We start from the raw sequence: 18,024 nt of genomic DNA on the forward strand, positions 1-18,024 counted from the left end.
TAAATTATTTTGACGATTTTTAATTGTTAGCGGTTGTTTCGCTATTATCTTATAGCCATTGAAATGCAAGCAGATAGCACGATATAGCATTGTCTGCTTGCACCGATGTGGGTAAAGATGCACTATTGTTGTTAAAGGTAACTATTTTGATTATTGGATAAGCCAGTAAAATGACGAAAGCCTACCTAACAACACGTGCAAGCTATTAAATGTCGAAAAATAAAATATCAAAAATAATAGCCACTATATAAAACGGTCTAAATATGTCTGCTTCAAAACCCTCCCTTCCAAACAAACCTATCGCTTCTGAGCGAGTGCGCTCTGCTGATTTGCCTGTTGCATGGATTATGATGCTTGGGCTGATGGTTGCGGTAGGGCCATTATCAATTGATATGTATCTGCCAGCACTGCCATCGATGGCTGATGATTTCGGTGTTTCAACGGCCTTTATGGCCAACTCTGTCCCTGCATATTTTTTAGGTTTGGTATTTGGGCAGCTATTTTACGGACCTTTCAGTGACCGTGTTGGCCGTGTCAAACCCTTGTATATAGGTATGACGCTATACGTTATCGCTTCTATTCTTTGTGCGACCACTGACAATGAGTACGTACTGTTTGCAGGCCGTACTTTACAAGCGTTGGGCGCGTGCGTCGGTGCAGTAGTTACTCGCGCTGCGATTCGAGATCGCCTCACTGCCAAACAAACGGCAAAAGCTTTTTCCATCATGATTTTAGTGATGGGCTTAGCACCCATATTGGCACCATCGCTTGGCGCGCTATTCTTACAGTTTTTTGATTGGCACTCTATCTTTTGGTTCTTAGCTGCATTTGGTGCTCTAAACTTGCTACTTACTAAGTTTTTCTTTTTTGAAACTTTAACCGAGGAAAATCGTAACGTACGCCCTGCAAGAGAAGTGCTCAGTCAATATTGGGATTTATTAAAAGACCCGACTTTTAACTATCCAGCAATTGGTGGCGGATTGTTAATGGGAGCAATGTTTGTCTATATCAGCTCGGCCTCTGAGCTAATTATGGATACCTATGGCGTCTCAGCGACACATTTCGCTTGGTTATTTGGAATGAATGCGGCGGGTTTTGTGGGTTTGACTCAGCTGAACCAATGGCTTACCAATCGCTTTCGAATACTAAGCATTTTGCGATTCGGGGCGATGATGCAGGTTATCTCTGCGGGTGTGCTATTCGTGATTGGCTTGCTTTTAGGGACGGATGCTTGGTTGCCACTGGTGCTGGCTTGTATTTTCTTTTGTATCGCAGGATTGGGTCTGACCCAGCCCAATGCTTCTGCAATTGCGCTCGCTTTTCAGAAACGCCGTGCTGGTATGGCAAGTGCATTACAAGGCTCGCTGATGTTTTCAGTCGGTATCTTCGGCGGGTTATTATTGAACCTGTTTCCAGTCAACCCAGTTCTCAAAGTTGGTATTGCCCTGTTCTCACTAATGAGTTTCGGTTCTTTCCTGATTTGGAAAATTGATCGTAATTTAAATTTGGACGATGCAGAGTAACAGCATCTCTATTTTAAGTTAACTGTACTTTAAAAAAGCACTTATACGTTCACAGCGTATAAGTGCTTTTTTGTGTACTCTATATATTTTTCTTCAGAGCAAAATTAGATTTTATAGATATTTTATATGATGGAATTTATTGATTATAAACAAGTATATGTTTTTTATAGTTATATGCAGCCTTTGCTATATATAGCTTACCTTAAATAATGACCAAACATAATTATTGCAATCATGAAATTAGACAAGTACTATCTAGCGTAACTTTCTGTAAGTAAATATGTATAGACATTGCTTAACCTTGCTAGATTGTCAATTAATTAAAATGTAAAACAACGTTAGGTTTCAAGGATAGATTATGAAGCAGTTATATCGAGCGTTACCGATTTTGTTGAGTGTTGGCCTATTTGGCTGTGGTAATTCTGCTACTCAAGAAAGTGCAAACGCACCAGTAAAGGAAAACACAGATAGCTTTGTGAGTAAGCTACCTGATACAGCGCCAACATTGAAAGTTGCCATGACTGGTGATTTGCCGCCTTTTTCGTTCCAAGATGACTATGGCAATATGCAAGGCACTGATGTTGATTCAATTCGTGCTATTGGTGAAGAGCAGGGATTCAAAGTCGAGTTTTATAAGGAAACTTGGCAAGACATGTTCGATAGCGTCGAAACAGGAAAGCGTGATCTAGCGATTTCTGGTATTTCTTACAAAGACGATCGGGCAGTGAGATATGGTCTATCAACACCATACTTTTTCAACCCAGCTACTATCATGTATTTGGAAGGTAAGTTCGATATAAAAGGCTTAAACGATATAAAAGGTCTAAAAGCAGGTACGTTAGAAGGCTCTAAAGAAGAAGACACGCTAAAAGAGATGGGCAGTTCAGTTGAGCTAATTTCAAGACCTACAGCATTTTTGGCGTATCAGGATTTGGTTCAAGGTAATACGGATGTCTTCTTGTACGATATGCCAGTCTTGCAATATATCGTCAAAGGCTATCCTGAGCATAAAGTGAAAATTGTACCTTATGAAGCTGCAGATGCACCTTCAGCCCAGCAAGTGGTGCTCATGGCAAAAGAAAATACTCAGCTTATCAAAACGGTTAATGAAGGTATTGCCAAACTAAAAGAAAAAGGGACATTTAAAGAAATTGAGGCGCGCTGGTTGGGTGAAGCTGACCCTGCTGAAAAGAGCGACTCTGACACCAATACTAAGCAATTGAACTAAGGAATTCTGAAGATGGCAACCGTACCTAATGTTGACAATAAGCGCTATCAAGGTCTGATTATTTCAATTGCACTATTTTTATCTCTAATCGGTGCTTTGCTGGCGTTTACGTTTTATACCTCAAATTTATTAGAACGAAACACGGCTTTAATTGACCAAACTAACCAAGTGGCAAACAGTGCACAGGCAGTAATTAAAGATCTTTTCGATTTAGACAGTAGTTATGGTGAGGATACTAACTCTCCACACATACAACGAGTGCTAAGCCGTTTAGAGCAAAATACTGCGTTGATTACTAGCTCGATTGCTGCTATTGAGCAAGGCAGTACAATTACAGATGCAGAAGGTAATAGCTATGACTTGCCAAAAATTGATAGTCAAGCACAAACCAATATTGCTGCGGCCAATGAGCAATGGAAAGCGCTAGAGCCCAAAATTCAAACATATCTAAAAGATGCTGATAATATCATGGTAACGTCTGCTGATGAATTGACGCAGGCCGTTGAACAGGCGAAGACATCAAGTTTGTTTATTAACGATTCTTTGGATAATTTGACAAAAGACGTGTTCGATAGTGCACAACGTCAAGCAACTACCATTCGTCTTATTCAGGTACTTGGTGTTGCCGCTATCTTTACCTACTTCCTAATTTTCGTATTCTTCTTTGTACGTCGTCTACGTGAGACGGATGCTGAAGCATCTGCCGCTCGCCAAGAAACGCAAGAGATTATGGAAACAGTAAATACGGGTCTTTTCCTACTGGATAAAGACTTGAATATTGGTCAACAGCATTCTCGAGCGTTGAACAATATCATCGGCTCTGATAGCTTAGCAGGGGAAAACTTTACCAATGTCTTGCGTGGTCGTATCTCTGATAAAGACCTCAAGACCACCCAGCAATTCATTGAACAGCTCTATAACCCTCGCGTTAAAGAAAAATTGGTAGATTCACTTAACCCATTAAACAAAGTCATGCTGCATAACCTGTCTGACGACAAGAGTCTTGATAATCGCTTTTTGGATTTTAAATTCTCACGTGTTTATGACAATAAAGACATTGCTCGTATTTTGGTCAACGTTAACGATGTATCAGATGCAGTCTACTTAGAACAGCGCCTAGAAAAAGAGCGTTCGCAAAACGATATGCAGATTGAGATGTTAACGACTATCTTGAATGTGAATCCAAAGATTATTAATGAGTTTATTGGTAATACCCAAGCGCATATCGAGAAGATGAATAACATCTTGAAAAATCCTGGTAGCTCACAATACGAGCTTGAAGGCAAATTGAAAGCTATTTATCGTGAAATGCACAGCTTAAAAGGTGAAGCATCAGCACTAAAACTACACAGCTTTACGAAGATTGCTTCTGATGCTGAAGACAAGTTACATGCATTACAAAACCAAGGTCAGTTGTCTGGTAATGACTTCTTACCATTGGCAGTACATTTGGATGACTTGCTCAGCTTATCGAACACGATTGCGACATTGGGTGAGCGTATCAACCGCTCAGCACCGACAGCAGCTAAGTCGTCAACCGTACAACAAGCACCAGTCGCTACTCAAAATCCAGTAGCAGACCATGCAGCTAGTAATGCTGACTTTGATGGTGGGCTAGATATCGACTTAGACAATGGAACAGATGACGATTTATTGTCCTTTTACAATGAGTTTACAAAAGAGATTGCTGCAAGACAAGGCAAGCAAGTACAGCTAAAAAGTACGACGCTAACCCAAACCAGCATTCCGGCAAATCTGGCAAAGCCAATCAAAGAAATCAGTATTCAGTTGCTGCGTAATGCGGTGGTACATGGTATCGAGTCACCAAGTGTGCGTCATACTACTGGCAAAACTGACATTGGGACCATTGACTTGGAAGTGCAAGACAACGGTTCAAACTTTATGTTGGTTGTGCAAGACGACGGACAAGGCATCAACTATGACAGCATCCGTAATAAGCTGATTGAAGAAGGTCGTTTCGGTACGGAAGAGGCAAATCAGCTTAGCAAAGGTGACTTGCTCAAACAGCTGTTCTCTTCTGGATTCTCTACTAAAGAGCACGCAGATGAAGACGGTGGCCGCGGTGTTGGACTTGATATCATCAAAGCAAAAGTAAAAGAGTATGATGGCAAGCTTAATGTAAATAGCGAGCTGGGTCAGATGACACGGTTTGTCATTACTTTACCTAAAGCTTAATCAAAATAGTAATTATATTGTCAGGGACGACAAGCACTTCATTAAAGGTAGTAGATAAGTTATGTATAAGTTAATGATTGTTGATGATTCAAATATTATTAGAAACCGTATTCAGCGTGCATACGATTCAGGAAAGTTCATGCTGGTGGCGACAGCGACTAGCGGTGTTCAAGCCATCGAAAAGTTCAATGTCCATCGTCCTGATGTAATCACCATGGACCTAACCATGCCACAAATGGATGGGCTAGAATGCATTGAGAAAATCATCGCGATTGATCCTGAAGTACGTATTTTAGTGGTGTCAGCATTGTCCGATAAAGCCACTGGTATTGAAGCATTGTCACTAGGTGCTAGCGGCTTTTTGTGCAAGCCTTTTTCAGAAGAGGAGCTTGTAGAGTCTTTGTATGAGCTGATGCAAGACTAATACCATTCATCGACCAAAGCAGATGTCATTATGAAAGAGCAAAAGCTACAGATTTTTTTAAGTATTATTAGTAATTATTTTGACCAGTTTGGGGGAGAAGAGCTTATTGCCGATACTCCTTACTTACTAGAAAACAAACAGCCAAAAGTCCACGATTATACGGGCGTGATTGGTATATCTGGTGGCCAAAAAGGCGTGGTATATTTTTCGGCGACGCGTGAATTGCTGTCTTCAATATTAGACAGCATGGGCGAAACCGATAAAAGTGAAGAGAACTATGTAGATCTGGCTGGGGAAGTGGCTAATACCATCGCAGGCAATGCACGCAAAGAGTTTGGCTCAGAGTTTCATATCTCTGTACCATTTGTGTTTAAAGGTGCGCCGCAAAGTATTGTGTTGCCGAACGATGAGCGTTCTTTTATCATCCCCATCACTTGGCATTCTCAAGTAGGCGAGATTGTGGTTTGTTTGCAAGACTAATGCTGCCACGTAATACAGATGGATATTAATATATTATGGTTAAAGTAGAAAAATTGGGTGTGTTTCTAAGCTCGATCAATGCGTTTTTTGCGCAAATCGATGGCTCGGAAGTGTCAATTGATACCCCTTACTTGAACAACAACAAAAGCGCGATTGGCTTTGATTATAGCGGTGTCATTAAGATATCAGGGCCTTTAGAGGGCTGCGTCTATGTCAGTGCACCAAGCGTGATGTTGCGAGAAGTCATCAAAGTGATGGGCGAGCCTGACTCTTCAATCACCATGATGAAAGATTTGTTGGGTGAAATGGCCAATACAATCTCAGGTAACGCTCGGACAGAGTTTGGTTCAGAGTTTATTATTTCTCCGCCGCACATTGTAGAGAGTGCGCCAAGCGTGTCTTATTTACCTAAAGACCGTCAAAGCTATATCACACCATTTACGTGGCATGGCTACAAAGCGGTCATTGGTATTTGCATTGCATAAATTATAGCCAATCCTCTATAAACGAGTGATAACTATAAAAGAGCGACAGCATTAACCTTGCTTGAAAAATAGCTATTAAAAGATAATCATAAAAAAAGCGATGCAAATGTGTCGCTTTTTTTTGTTTTATTATCGCCGTAGTTTGTTTTTATCTTATTGATACGCTACAAACAAACTGCTGGAGATTCCAAGACGTTATGTGATAAAATACAGCGCAGCTATTTTTTATAATTCACTTTATAGTTTAGATTTGGGCATCTGCTTCAATCTAGCGATAGCTTCTTTTTTTAAACCAACCAATGACACACACATCATGGCAAAAAATTGCTGGGTGTTTGGCGACTTGATTAATTTGTGATCTGTTAGTGCTTTACTAATGAAAACTAACCGGTAGCAGATGCGTGTCGCTAAATAGGCTGTTTTTGTGATGTGGAGGCATAACCCAACCAATAGGATATATTCTCATGGCTACAAAGAATCCAACCAAAATCGAAATGCGCGACTTACTACAAGCAGGCGCTCACTTTGGTCACCAAACACGTTTTTGGAACCCAAAAATGGGTCCATACATCTTTGGCGCACGTAACAAGATCCATATCATCAACCTAGAGCACACCGTAAAAGCGTTCAACGAAGCGTTGACTTACGTAAACGGCCTAGCTGCTAAGAAAAACAAAGTATTATTTGTTGGTACTAAACGCGCTGCAAGCGGTATCGTACGTGAGCAAGCAGCTCGCGCTGGTATGCCATACGTTGACCATCGCTGGTTAGGTGGTATGTTGACTAACTGGAAAACTCTACGTCAGTCAATCAACCGTCTAAAAGAGCTAGAAAAGCAAGCAGAAGACGGTACTTTCGCTAAGCTAACTAAGCGTGAAGCGTTAGAGCGTACTCGCGATATGGAAAAACTTGAGCGTTCACTAGGCGGTATCAAAGACATGGGCGGCCTACCTGACGCTATCTTTGTAGTAGACGTAGATCATGAAGCGATCGCTATCAAAGAAGCCAAGAACTTGGGTATCCCAGTTATCGGTATCGTTGATACTAACTCTAGCCCAGACAACGTTGATTACATCATCCCAGCTAATGATGATGCTATCCGTGCTGTGACTTTGTACGTAACTTCTATGGCTGATGCTATCATCGCTGGTAAAGAATACGCACAAACTCAAGCTGGCGGCAAAGCTGAGCAAGCACCTGCTGCTACTGAAGAAGCACCAGCTGCAGAAGAAGCTGCTACTCCAGCAGAGTAAGTAACTGAATCAAAAAGTTTAACGTTGTAAGGATACCTTGATAACACGTTTATCAGTATTCATATAATAGGTTGAACAGCGTATAAGCTCATAATAGGCATGATGTAGTTTTACTCGTCATGCCTTGTTATTGAATAAAGCCTTATTAATAACACCATGTGTATCAGCGGGTCGCTATCGGGCGAGTATTATCGTTCCTACTGGCTATATTGCTGTACTGTAGAGATGTTATTTGTTTGACATCAACTACGACTATATTAGTAATCGTTCAAAACGAGCTGTCTGCTAGATTTTAAGTAATACCAAGATATCGAATAGAAATACAGCACTTAGAAATACAGTGCTCCTATACATAACTATACTAAGGTGACTCTTATGACAGAAGTAAAAGTATCTGCCAAAATGGTAAAAGAATTGCGTGACCGTACTGGTCTTGGCATGATGGAATGTAAAAAAGCGTTAGAAGAATCAAACGGTGATGTTGAAGTTGCCATTGATAACCTACGTAAATCTGGTCAAGCAAAAGCAGCTAAAAAAGCGGGCAACATCGCAGCTGACGGCGCTATCATCATCGCTCAAGGCGAAGGTAAAGCATTCTTGTTAGAAGTTAACTGCCAAACTGACTTCGTTGCAAAAGATGACAGCTTCACTGCATTTGCAGAAAAAGTAGCTAACCTTGCACTAGAAAACAACGTCACTGACGTTGCTGCTATCTCTGCATTGCCTTATGGCGATGGTCAAACTGTAGAAGAAGCACGTGTATCACTAGTACAAAAAATTGGTGAAAACATCCAGATTCGCCGCGTTGAAACGCTTGAAGGCGCAAACATTGCATCGTACCGTCATGGTCTACGTATTGGTGTTGTTGTCTCTTATGAAGGCGGTGATGCTGACACTGGTAAGAACCTTGCAATGCACATTGCAGCGTTCAACCCTGTTGCTGTAGATGACGAAGATGTTGCGGCTGACGTACTAGCACGCGAAAAAGACATCATCGAAGCAAAAGCAAAAGAATCTGGCAAGCCTGACAACATCATTGAAAAAATGATCGAAGGTGGCCTACGTAAGTACTTAGACGAAGTTACTTTACTGCGTCAGCCATACGTTATGGACAATGAGAAAAAAGTTGGTGACGTACTAAAAGCTGAAGGCGTAAAAGTACTTGGTTTCAAACGTCTAGAAGTTGGCGAAGGCATCGAGAAGAAGCAAGAAGACTTCGCTGCTGAAGTTGCTGCAACTCAGGCTGCTAACAAGTAAGCACGACGTATATTGGAGAAGGCTGCAAGTGCTCAATGAGCACCCGCAGCTTGGTTCTACTTTTTGTATTAATATAGAGTAGAGCATCCAAGCACAAAAAAGCCCGTTAATCTTTTAACGGGCTTTTTTGTGTCTGACTATTTATTGAATATCTATTTAGAAAGTGTTCGTTAGTGAATGCTTAGTTGAAAAGTCTTTAGAGCTAACAATGCCTAGACCTAATAGTATTTAAACTTATTTTAGCGCAAAGCGTCATAAGCTGAATTGGCGTAGCTGGCACTATTCACATTGCTACTGGTACCGTAACTGACATTTTGTAGCCCGCTACTTGTAATGGTGCTACCTGTTTGGTTGCTAGCATTAATGCTAGCACCAGATAGACCTGCATCGTTTTTATATAGGCTATGATAGCGGCTCATGACCTTTTGGACATAGTTACGCGTTTCTTTAAATGGAGGAATACCGCCGTATTTATCAACATTGCCTTCGCCAGCGTTGTAACCTGCTATGGCATACTCGACGTTGTTGTTGAAGCGGCGCATGAGCCAAGCGATATATTTGGCAGAGCCTTCGATATTATCGGCAGGGTTCCAAGGATTACTTACTTTGAATCGACGGGCTGTGGCAGGCATCAACTGCATGAGGCCTTGAGCACCTACTGGCGAGCGGGCATTAGGATTAAAAGCAGATTCGGTATGCATCATCGCTTTCATTAGGGCAGGGTCAACACCGTTGCGTTCAGCGGACGCACGAATGTAGCTGTCATAAGAGTTACGACTTCCGCTGTTGCTAGCGGCACTGCTACCATAGCTATCGCTGCTTCCGTCATACATCTTAGAGTCTTTATAATAAGTTACTTTTACTTTTTTCGTAAACTTATCAAAATTTCCACTAGGGTTTACGTTGGTCAGTAATACTTGCCCACCTTTGTCTTTATAGATATACATATTGCCAGCATTGGCAGCAACAGAAAAACTAGACAGAGCAAGTGCACTTAATAAAATAGGAGACAAACAGCGAGTAATTAAAGTAGCAGTATTTATCATAGTGTTATCACTTTTCATCGAATAATGGCAAATTGTTTTGACTATAGACGCGTTGTTTTATGCGTTTAAGCGGTTATCAGTAATGCCGGATTTTGTAGCTCATCATGAACACAGCTACTCAGCGGATACCACGTCTAATAAGAACCACTTGCAATAGATACAAAAAATAATAGTTGCTTACTATAACATATAATAACTTTTCGCCGTATCAGATTGGCAAAATAAGTTGTAAAATCAAGTTTTTACCGTTGCGCAATATAAGGTGCGTACCACGCTATAAGTTTAGGGACTTGCTAGAGAGACCCTCATATCATGCGATTTCTAATCGCTTGCAGTCTATTTTGAAGTGAATGCAGCATCTTAATGCTCTAAAGTTTAATCATGATGACAATGTTTAAAAAAAGTGCGTATATCAGAGACTGGTACACATACCAAGCTTAAAATCATGTTTGGCGACGGTAAAAAACAAAGACAAAGCTATCGACTGTTTATTAGAATCAGTTATTAAAGTCAGCAACCATAAAGCTCTAAACACTGAGGGCACTGACGAATACAGGTACCCAGACAGCAGTAACCAGACCATTGACAGCCAGTCCGAAGGCGGCATAACGTCCAGCCGTATGACTGATTTGCCATGCCTCTACGGTACCAAATGCATGAGCGGCCAGTCCGAGCGCCAATCCTTTGGCACGATCATCATTAACGCCGCGAAACAAAAAGCGCGCGACCGTGCCGCCGATGAGACCTGAGACAATAATAATGAGGTTAGCCATCGCTAATGGTGCTTTGATTAAATCTGCGACACTGAGTCCAATAGGCGTGGTCACAGAGCGGGTAGCGAATGCCAGTATGGTGTCATGGCTGAGCGAAAACAGATAAGCCAGCGACATGGGCAGTAGGGCGCCAACGACGCTAGCAATTGCAACGATTATAGTCAGTTTTTTGACTGGTAAGCCTTTAAAGTTCATTGCTGCTAGTGGCACGGCCAATAGTACAGTGACATATCCCAAGAGATGATCGAATACGGGCTTGGCTGCGCTATAGTAGTTGTTGTAGTCCCATTGCAGTACAAACAAGAAGACCAGCACGAGAACGAGCGCGGTAATGACCATTGGCAACCAGGTCAATTTACGCGCCAAGACACGAGCAGTCACGTGTGCTACTAAAGTTAGGAGTACAGCCGCTAGGGTCGCCATAAATACGCTGTCAAAAGTCATAATATTTCTCCGCAGCTCACGGCTGTCCCTTTTGCTCAGTGGTAGTCGTACTATCAGTGTTTGCAGCGTGATTGAGCCAACGATTGGCCAATAATGCTAGTCCCCACAGCGGTATGAGCGTACTAACGATCATCGTTATCATCACACCCAATAGCTCATCTCCTAGAGCAAATAGCAACAAGCCTGCACCAGCAGAAACTGGTAAGAAGGCAAAACCACTATCGACTAGCAATGTATTACTGGCCTGTGTGAGCCAGCTCGGTAACCCCTTGAGCAGTCGCCACGCCATCAAAATGACAAACATCGCAACCAAACCGACAATATTGGCCGCTTTTTCGATGCCTGCCATTTGACAGAGAACAACCGCCGTCTCTCGGACAACGATAACCATGGTCAACGTTAAAATTAACGAAATCCATAGCGGGAGATGGGAGGAGTGAGCAGGCTTCATAAGCAATTCTGGCCAAGTCAGATATAAATGGATGGTGTACCAAACAAAGTATGTGATCACACCAAGAACACAACGTAGAAAATGATGCTATGCATACTGATGGTAGCAATGATTCACTTTCGAGAGATTAGCGCTATCTATCAATATTTATTGAATGTATAACAGGCGATTATATAGAGAGTGGGGCAACTAATAAAGCCTATGCACCGTGACTGGTCATATCCAAAAAAAATAGACGATATCAATGGATATCGTCTATTCTATTTTAACGTACTATATAAGGGTTTGTGATCTAACAGTATGAATCAAACGTTCATTCAACTACTGTCGCAAATGACTCACTTTAACAATAGTTCTTATTTTGCAGAAATGATCATTATTTTTCTGAATCAGCTGTTTCTGAGTGTAATGCATCAAACTCATCAAATGCTTTTTCCTCAGCCTCTGTCATAGTCGGCTCTTCAACGTCATCAACTTTTTCAAACTCTTCGAGTACCGGCATCAGTAGTGTTGCTTGTGCAAGCGGCAACACATCGATAGGTTTTAAGTTGGCTTGACCCAGTAGCTGTCTTAGACGGTCACTTGGCAAACGAATCGTCAGACATTCACGACCCGTATCGTCATAGCTTTCTTCTTCAATAACACCTAATTCATATAGAGTGTTTTTGAACTGTCCAGCATCATACGGCAAGGTCAAATCAAACGTCGTCAGTTTACCTGTCAACAGTTGCTGTACGGCAAGCGTTAGCTCTTCCATACCGAGATTCTGTCTAGAAGAAACATAGACGCGGTTTGGCTGACCTTCGCTAGCATAGCCGATATGTGCAGGCTCATCAGTCAAATCAATCTTGTTGTAGACATTGAGCACAGGTACATCGTTATCGATTTCTGCCAATACCTCTTTGACCGCCTGAATCTGCTCGTGCATGTCTTCGCTAGAAGAATCAATGACGTGCAATAACAAATCTGCTTCTAGCGTTTCTTCTAGGGTTGCATGAAAAGACTCAACCAGCTCATGCGGCAGATGACGGACAAAACCAACCGTATCGACTAAGACGACACGACCAACTCCCTGCCAGTCTAGACGGCGCAGGGTAGGGTCTAGCGTCGCAAATAGTTTGTCAGCAGCATAAATATTTTCATCGACCAAACGGTTGAACAAAGTAGATTTGCCCGCATTGGTATAGCCGACCAGTGAGATGGTCGGTACATCAGATTTCTGTCTACGGGCGCGACCTTGCGCACGGGTCTGACGGACTTTTTCTAGTTTGCTCTTTAGCTGATTGACGCGAGTCTGTAGTAGACGGCGATCGGTCTCAAGCTGAGTCTCACCCGGTCCACGTAAACCAATACCACCTTTTTGACGTTCCAAATGCGTCCAACCACGTACCAGACGTGTTGATAGATGATTAAGCTGAGCCAGCTCTACTTGCAGCTTACCTTCATAGGTACGGGCACGCTGCGCAAAAATATCTAAAATCAACCCAGTACGGTCTAACACGCGGCACTTCACTAGCGCTTCGATATTACGCTCTTGTGATGGCGACAAACTGTGGTTAAACAGTACGATATCGGCTTCGTGTTCGCGCACTAGTTCTGCGATTTCTTCTGCTTTTCCGCTACCAACAAAGTATTTGGCGTCAGGGCGCGAGCGTGATCCAGTGACTAGTGCCAAACGATCGGCACCTGCTGAATCAGCCAACAGCTCAAATTCACTAAGATCATCAGGATCTTGAATTTGGCGGATGTCTAAATGTACTAAAATGGCGCGTTCGCCACCTTCATGTCTTTCAAAATAATCCAAAGAGTATCACCTATTTAATAAAGTAAATGTCTCGCTATAATCAGCTTAATAAGCTTTAACATAGCGTTCATATGATTATCTATATATGGTCTTATCACTTGATATTAAAGCGTATTAGCATAATTAGCGATGGTTTTATGTTACAGCATTTGCTACAGATAACTTTTTATAAATCTGCTTTATTACCCATTTGTATAAAAGTCGGCACTCACTGAGTGAACAAGCTATCACTGAGTGTGTGAACTTTGTTATACTGGGCTCGTTTTTTGACTATTAAACACCCGTTATTTAATCATGAGGGCGAAGATGAGCCAAGCTAAATCAAGCTTTTCACTCAGACGACAGTTGAGCCGAGGTAGACAGGTTGCTGGTATGACCACGACTATGGTCGGCGGCATACGCGCGGCAAAGCGTATCGGTGCCTTTAAGCAGCCACCACGCGAAACCCTACCACGCTATATCCAGACATTCTGCCGCAAGATGGCAGGTTCTTTTGGTGTAAAAGTAGTAGAAGTGGAACCTGTAGAGCAGTTCCATGGCTTATGGGTATCGAATCACGTGTCATGGATGGATATTCCTGTCGTTGGTACTGTGAGCCCAGCGTTCTTTTTATCCAAGGCTGAAATCGGTGAATGGCCTGTATTTGGCAAACTTGCCCATGCCGCAGGGACGCTTTTCATCGAGCGTGGCTCCGGTGATGCAAGCTCAGTATCGGCACAGATTGCTGACTTTTTAGCCAAAGGTTTTTCGATTATTTTCTTCCCTGAAGCGACCACTACTAGTGGTAAAAAAGTAAAGCGCATTCATGGAACATTGCTGCAAGCAGCCATTGACGCTGATGTGCCTATCAGACCGATCATCATCGCTTATGTCAATAAAGACGGCACACTAAGCGACGCATTGCCATACTATGGTAAGCTGACGATGAAAGAAAGTATGAAAAAAGTGCTCGATAGCAAAAACGTGACCGCTTATGTATTGCCACTCGCGCCTATAGATCCAGAGGGTCGTAACAAAAGCGAGCTGACCAATTTATTGCAAGCACGCATGAATGAAGGGTTGGCTGAGCTGCACTCAAGAGTACTTAGCGCACCAGTTGAAGACTGATTACTTATAGTTGAGCTAGTTAGAGTTGAACTAGTGCAGCTAATCTCAGCCAGTTAATAAAAGGGCGCAAATCGAAACGATTTGCGCCCTTTCTTATAGGAGATTTAATAGAGCGAACTTAATATTATTTATTCAGCAGGCTCTATTAACATCCAGTCTCTATAAAATACCAACTATGGTGATGGATTAGGTTGCTGTGTATGCACCGCTTCAATCGCTTCTAATACATCTGCTGTTAGCTCCACATTGACACTGTCGATGTTTGATTTGAGTTGCTCGGTCGTCGTCGCCCCAATAATGTTGCTGGTGACAAAGTGACGAGAGTTCACAAAAGCCAATGACATCTGCGCCATGTCCAGACCTGCATCAGCAGCTATCTTGGCATATTGTTCAGTGGCTGATTTGGCTTGCTCATTCACATAACGTCCAAAACGATCGTACATTGTGAGGCGTGCGCCAGTTGGACGTTTGCCATCAAGATACTTACCAGACAACACGCCAAAACCAAGCGGTGAATATGCAAGTAGACCAACGTTTTCACGATGGGCAATCTCTGCCATACCGACTTCGTATAAACGGTTCAATAGGCTATATGGATTTTGTACGGTAAGTGGTGGAATTAGACCGTTTTTATCTGCTTCCCATAGGTAGCGCATGAGTCCCCACGCGGTATCATTCGATAAACCATAAGCACGAATACGACCTTTTTTGATCTCATCATTCAGGGCCTGAATAGTCTCTAGAAATGGCGTTAAATCGTCTAATGACTGTGCTGCCATCTCTTCATCATAGCCGCGCTGACCAAAGAAATTCGCTTGGCGTTCAGGCCAATGCAGCTGATAGATATCGATATAGTCGGTTTGTAGACGTTCCAAATTCCCGTCAATAGCGCTGCTGATGTGATCGGCATTAAAGCGCGTTTGACCATCACGCAAAAAGTTCATTGGCGATATCTTGCTAGCGAGAATAACTTTGTCACGCTGTTTAGTCTTGTTAAACCAAGTACCCATAAAGCGCTCGGTATCACCTTGTTTGTCTTTATCTGGTGGTGACGGGTACATCTCGGCGGTATCCCAAAAATTCACACCTTCAGAGAGTGCCATGTCTATTTGCTCGTGTGCTTGAGCTTCGGTATTTTGCTGTCCCCATGTCATCGTACCTAGACAGATCTTAGATACTTTTTCATCGAGTTGCGGTAAGGTTTGATACTGCATATAAGTCTCCCTTTTGGCTTTTTTATCGATATTAATTTTTATCGTCGCGAGCTTTTATCTTAGTTAATGCCTAACGAGTTTTTGATAGTCTTTAAGTGACTACATCAATTTGATACCAGTGACACCGGGTGGTGTGACTTTGAAGATTTTTACTTTGAACAACACGTCTTGTCCAGCAAGCGGATGATTAAAGTCGACTTCGACTTGATCATCATCGATGGCACTGATCGTACCGGGCAGCGTGTTTTTACCTTTGTCTTCGAACTCAACCATCATGCCAATCTCTGGATTATCAGCGACTAGCGCAAACTGAGTACGACTAAAATGTTGGATGTTTTCAGGATTCCACTCACCAAATGCTTGCTCTGGCTCAAGGTGTGCGGTACGAGTGTCACCGGCGCGCAAGTTCATCAGTACTTGCTCAAAACCAGGTAACAAGCTCTCATCACCAATGGTCAAAGACACAGGTGCATCACGATTAAAGGTTGAGTCGATGATGGTGCCGTTCTCTAGTGAAACTTCAAAGTGCAGCTTAACAAGGCTGCCGTGAGCGATACGAGTGTCTTCGTTTGGATTAATAAATTGAGATTGAGTCATAATAAAAAGCCATCGGTTACTAGAGTAAAAGAATAGAAAATAATGAGTTTGATTGCAGTGTTTTTAATTGCAGTATTATAGTGTAAGAAATAATAAGCCATCTAAGGCTGGATGTAAGCGTCAATAATGTAACGCAGATGGTGTACTATAATTGGCAATTCTAAAAGATATGAGGTGTCGGTAGTGAATAAACAACAAGGCACTGTCAAAAAATGGCAGGACGATAAAGGATTTGGCTTTATTGAAACTGAAGCGGGCGAGTCTGTCTTCTTTCATGTGAGTGAGTTTAAGGCTCAGCGCCGTCCTAATATCGGTGAGGCAGTGGTCTTTAGCATTGGACAAGATGCGGAGGGACGCAAGCGAGCCAAACAAGTACAAGAGCTTGGGTTTGTACAGCAAAAAATGGCACAAAAAAATAAACAGATCCGTCAACGTAATGCCAAACGTAGCGCGCAAGCGGAGTTTGAGGCAGGACAAAAAAAACGCTCGTTTCTTGGACTGGCTTTTTATGGTGTCTTAGCTTTATTAGCAGCGACCGATAAACTGAATTGGCTAGTGGTCGGCTGGTATGCTGCACTAGGGTTAATCACTTATATAATGTATGCCAAAGACAAAGCTGCTGCGCAAAGTGGCGACTGGCGTACGCCTGAGTCTACATTGCACGTGCTGAGCGCGCTTGGCGGTTGGGTAGGGGCGCTATTGGCTCAGACGTATCTGCGGCACAAATCACAAAAGCCTGAATTTCGCGTTACCTATTATTTGACCGTTGTCATTAATATGGCAGGCTTGCTGTTTTTATTATCAGGTGGTGGGTTAGAGACCGTGACTGACTTACTGTCAGTGTCTCTGTAAATAAAACTAAAACATTAGGCATAAATAAAACATGATATTTTCCCGGGATTTGAAACATATAAAGTCAAATTATCACTTTAAACTAAGAACGATATTAGATTTCATCAATGAAATAGATATTTATATAGAAAAGAACCTTGATGAGATTAAAGAAGCTGGCCTTCCTTCTGACCCTGAAACTACGTCAGAAGGAGAGAAGTTAAGAGACTTTTTTATTCAAGCTTTAGATAAGAGTAATAATAAGAAGGGTGAAGGTAAATTCAAGGTTACATCGCCAGCATTGTCTAAATTTATACTAGTTTTCATTAAACAAATGAAATACAGTCAATTTTTAAATGAAATGACGCTGTCATATTTGATTGCATGCCAAGAAGCAATGTTTAAGGATTATTTGCAGTGTATTTTAATGAATAATACTAACTGTCTTAAGTCAGGAAAGGACAAACTTTCATATGATGAAATTTTAAATTTTGATAGTATGGACGAATTGGTTAAAAGTATAGTAAAAAAAACAGTTGATAGTATAGGTTATGGCAGTACCGAGGATATCGCTAAATACTATCTCGAAAAATTCAACATAGAATTTAAAGATTTTCACGGCTGGAAGATAATTGTTGAATCAAGTTTACGAAGAAATCTAGTTATTCATAATAAAAGTTTAGCAAACGATAGTTACTGTAGAAGGTTTAGTGAGTTTAGCGTAGATGATAAGATTGACATTAGCGGTGAATACATTAAGGGAGTTGCAGAAAATTTAATAGAATTTAATGAGTTTTGTCTTTTTACAATAAGTCAAAAATTTGGGATAGAAACGTAGAGTTTAGGGTAAACAAAAAAAGGCGCGTTACGACTGCGTAACCCACCTTTTTAATTTATAAATCGAATTAATA

Annotated in this window: 17 protein-coding genes; 11 read left to right on the forward strand and 6 right to left on the reverse strand. The window is 41.8% G+C overall.

All coding sequences use genetic code 11. The features are described from left to right. Positions 1-263: 263 nt before the first annotated feature. From JMX07_RS08235 to tsf, 8 genes are all read left to right on the forward strand, one after another. Positions 264-1,523 (forward strand): multidrug effflux MFS transporter, encoded by a 1,260-nt coding sequence (locus JMX07_RS08235; protein WP_160021510.1) that lies wholly within the window; start codon positions 264-266, stop codon positions 1,521-1,523. A gap of 358 nt (positions 1,524-1,881) precedes the next feature. Continuing rightward, positions 1,882-2,751: a transporter substrate-binding domain-containing protein gene (locus JMX07_RS08240; RefSeq protein WP_201607359.1), complete on the forward strand. Its 870-nt coding sequence runs from the start codon at positions 1,882-1,884 to the stop codon at positions 2,749-2,751. 12 nt (positions 2,752-2,763) lie between these two features. Further along, a complete protein-coding gene (locus tag JMX07_RS08245; RefSeq protein WP_201607361.1) occupies positions 2,764-4,947 on the forward strand; it encodes an ATP-binding protein in 2,184 nt (727 codons plus the stop codon). 61 nt (positions 4,948-5,008) lie between these two features. After that, positions 5,009-5,371, forward strand: coding sequence for a response regulator (locus JMX07_RS08250; protein WP_102091535.1), 363 nt, complete (start codon positions 5,009-5,011; stop codon positions 5,369-5,371). 30 nt (positions 5,372-5,401) lie between these two features. Beyond that, positions 5,402-5,851 carry a chemotaxis protein CheX gene (locus tag JMX07_RS08255; protein WP_201607363.1) on the forward strand — a complete coding sequence of 150 codons (450 nt, stop codon included), beginning with the start codon at positions 5,402-5,404 and terminating at the stop codon, positions 5,849-5,851. A 35-nt stretch (positions 5,852-5,886) separates the two neighbouring features. Further along, positions 5,887-6,336: a chemotaxis protein CheX gene (locus tag JMX07_RS08260; protein ID WP_201607365.1), complete on the forward strand. Its 450-nt coding sequence runs from the start codon at positions 5,887-5,889 to the stop codon at positions 6,334-6,336. Between the two features lie 464 nt (positions 6,337-6,800). Next, a complete protein-coding gene (rpsB, locus tag JMX07_RS08265) occupies positions 6,801-7,589 on the forward strand; it encodes a 30S ribosomal protein S2 (RefSeq protein WP_201607367.1) in 789 nt (262 codons plus the stop codon). A gap of 375 nt (positions 7,590-7,964) precedes the next feature. Then, on the forward strand, positions 7,965-8,846 hold the full coding sequence (gene tsf, locus JMX07_RS08270) for a translation elongation factor Ts (protein ID WP_201607368.1): 882 nt from the start codon (positions 7,965-7,967) through the stop codon (positions 8,844-8,846). Between the two features lie 239 nt (positions 8,847-9,085). Here the strand turns inward: tsf and JMX07_RS08275 are convergent, their stop codons facing one another. The 4 genes from JMX07_RS08275 to hflX all read right to left on the reverse strand — a co-directional run bounded on the left by JMX07_RS08275 (position 9,086) and on the right by hflX (position 13,364). Next, on the reverse strand, positions 9,086-9,892 hold the full coding sequence (locus JMX07_RS08275) for a lytic transglycosylase domain-containing protein (RefSeq protein WP_201607369.1): 807 nt from the start codon (positions 9,890-9,892) through the stop codon (positions 9,086-9,088). Between the two features lie 527 nt (positions 9,893-10,419). Continuing rightward, positions 10,420-11,109 (reverse strand): LrgB family protein, encoded by a 690-nt coding sequence (locus JMX07_RS08280; protein WP_201607370.1) that lies wholly within the window; start codon positions 11,107-11,109, stop codon positions 10,420-10,422. Positions 11,110-11,125: 16 nt separating this feature from the next. Then, positions 11,126-11,560 carry a CidA/LrgA family protein gene (locus JMX07_RS08285; protein ID WP_201607371.1) on the reverse strand — a complete coding sequence of 145 codons (435 nt, stop codon included), beginning with the start codon at positions 11,558-11,560 and terminating at the stop codon, positions 11,126-11,128. A gap of 376 nt (positions 11,561-11,936) precedes the next feature. Further along, on the reverse strand, positions 11,937-13,364 hold the full coding sequence (hflX, locus tag JMX07_RS08290) for a ribosome rescue GTPase HflX (protein ID WP_057758442.1): 1,428 nt from the start codon (positions 13,362-13,364) through the stop codon (positions 11,937-11,939). 306 nt (positions 13,365-13,670) lie between these two features. Here hflX and JMX07_RS08295 point away from each other — a divergent pair, with 306 nt between their 5' ends. Beyond that, complete coding sequence (locus JMX07_RS08295; protein WP_057758444.1) at positions 13,671-14,471, forward strand: lysophospholipid acyltransferase family protein; 801 nt, start codon at positions 13,671-13,673, stop codon at positions 14,469-14,471. A gap of 173 nt (positions 14,472-14,644) precedes the next feature. Here JMX07_RS08295 and JMX07_RS08300 read toward each other — a convergent pair whose 3' ends face one another. Both JMX07_RS08300 and JMX07_RS08305 read right to left on the reverse strand, forming a co-directional pair. Continuing rightward, on the reverse strand, positions 14,645-15,685 hold the full coding sequence (locus tag JMX07_RS08300; protein ID WP_201607372.1) for an aldo/keto reductase: 1,041 nt from the start codon (positions 15,683-15,685) through the stop codon (positions 14,645-14,647). Positions 15,686-15,784: 99 nt separating this feature from the next. Then, positions 15,785-16,282 (reverse strand): FKBP-type peptidyl-prolyl cis-trans isomerase, encoded by a 498-nt coding sequence (locus JMX07_RS08305; protein ID WP_201607374.1) that lies wholly within the window; start codon positions 16,280-16,282, stop codon positions 15,785-15,787. Between the two features lie 183 nt (positions 16,283-16,465). On the opposite strand from JMX07_RS08305, the gene JMX07_RS08310 reads away from it, so the two are divergent. Together JMX07_RS08310 and JMX07_RS08315 are read left to right on the forward strand one after the other, a co-directional pair. Continuing rightward, the gene (locus tag JMX07_RS08310) at positions 16,466-17,134 is read left to right on the forward strand and encodes a DUF1294 domain-containing protein (protein WP_227684721.1); all 669 of its coding nucleotides are present in this window, start codon (positions 16,466-16,468) and stop codon (positions 17,132-17,134) included. Positions 17,135-17,165: 31 nt separating this feature from the next. Next, positions 17,166-17,951, forward strand: a complete 786-nt coding sequence (locus JMX07_RS08315) for a hypothetical protein (protein ID WP_201607378.1) — start codon at positions 17,166-17,168, stop codon at positions 17,949-17,951. The last annotated feature ends 73 nt before the right edge of the window (positions 17,952-18,024 follow it).

Source organism: Psychrobacter immobilis, from assembly GCF_904846235.1.
Classification (GTDB): Bacteria; Pseudomonadota; Gammaproteobacteria; order Pseudomonadales; family Moraxellaceae; genus Psychrobacter; species Psychrobacter immobilis_C.

Bases quoted from the DNA above. Each gene is read 5' to 3' on its own strand.
- JMX07_RS08300 (WP_201607372.1), bottom strand. From the start codon at position 15,685: ATGCAGTATCAAACCTTACCGCAACTCGATGAAAAAGTATCTAAGATC.
- rpsB (WP_201607367.1), top strand. From the start codon at position 6,801: ATGGCTACAAAGAATCCAACCAAAATCGAAATGCGCGACTTACTACAA.
- JMX07_RS08235 (WP_160021510.1), top strand. From the start codon at position 264: ATGTCTGCTTCAAAACCCTCCCTTCCAAACAAACCTATCGCTTCTGAG.
- JMX07_RS08245 (WP_201607361.1), top strand. From the start codon at position 2,764: ATGGCAACCGTACCTAATGTTGACAATAAGCGCTATCAAGGTCTGATT.
- JMX07_RS08275 (WP_201607369.1), bottom strand. From the start codon at position 9,892: ATGATAAATACTGCTACTTTAATTACTCGCTGTTTGTCTCCTATTTTA.
- JMX07_RS08260 (WP_201607365.1), top strand. From the start codon at position 5,887: ATGGTTAAAGTAGAAAAATTGGGTGTGTTTCTAAGCTCGATCAATGCG.
- JMX07_RS08255 (WP_201607363.1), top strand. From the start codon at position 5,402: ATGAAAGAGCAAAAGCTACAGATTTTTTTAAGTATTATTAGTAATTAT.
- JMX07_RS08250 (WP_102091535.1), top strand. From the start codon at position 5,009: ATGTATAAGTTAATGATTGTTGATGATTCAAATATTATTAGAAACCGT.
- JMX07_RS08295 (WP_057758444.1), top strand. From the start codon at position 13,671: ATGAGCCAAGCTAAATCAAGCTTTTCACTCAGACGACAGTTGAGCCGA.
- tsf (WP_201607368.1), top strand. From the start codon at position 7,965: ATGACAGAAGTAAAAGTATCTGCCAAAATGGTAAAAGAATTGCGTGAC.
- JMX07_RS08305 (WP_201607374.1), bottom strand. From the start codon at position 16,282: ATGACTCAATCTCAATTTATTAATCCAAACGAAGACACTCGTATCGCT.
- JMX07_RS08315 (WP_201607378.1), top strand. From the start codon at position 17,166: ATGATATTTTCCCGGGATTTGAAACATATAAAGTCAAATTATCACTTT.
- JMX07_RS08240 (WP_201607359.1), top strand. From the start codon at position 1,882: ATGAAGCAGTTATATCGAGCGTTACCGATTTTGTTGAGTGTTGGCCTA.
- JMX07_RS08280 (WP_201607370.1), bottom strand. From the start codon at position 11,109: ATGACTTTTGACAGCGTATTTATGGCGACCCTAGCGGCTGTACTCCTA.
- JMX07_RS08285 (WP_201607371.1), bottom strand. From the start codon at position 11,560: ATGAAGCCTGCTCACTCCTCCCATCTCCCGCTATGGATTTCGTTAATT.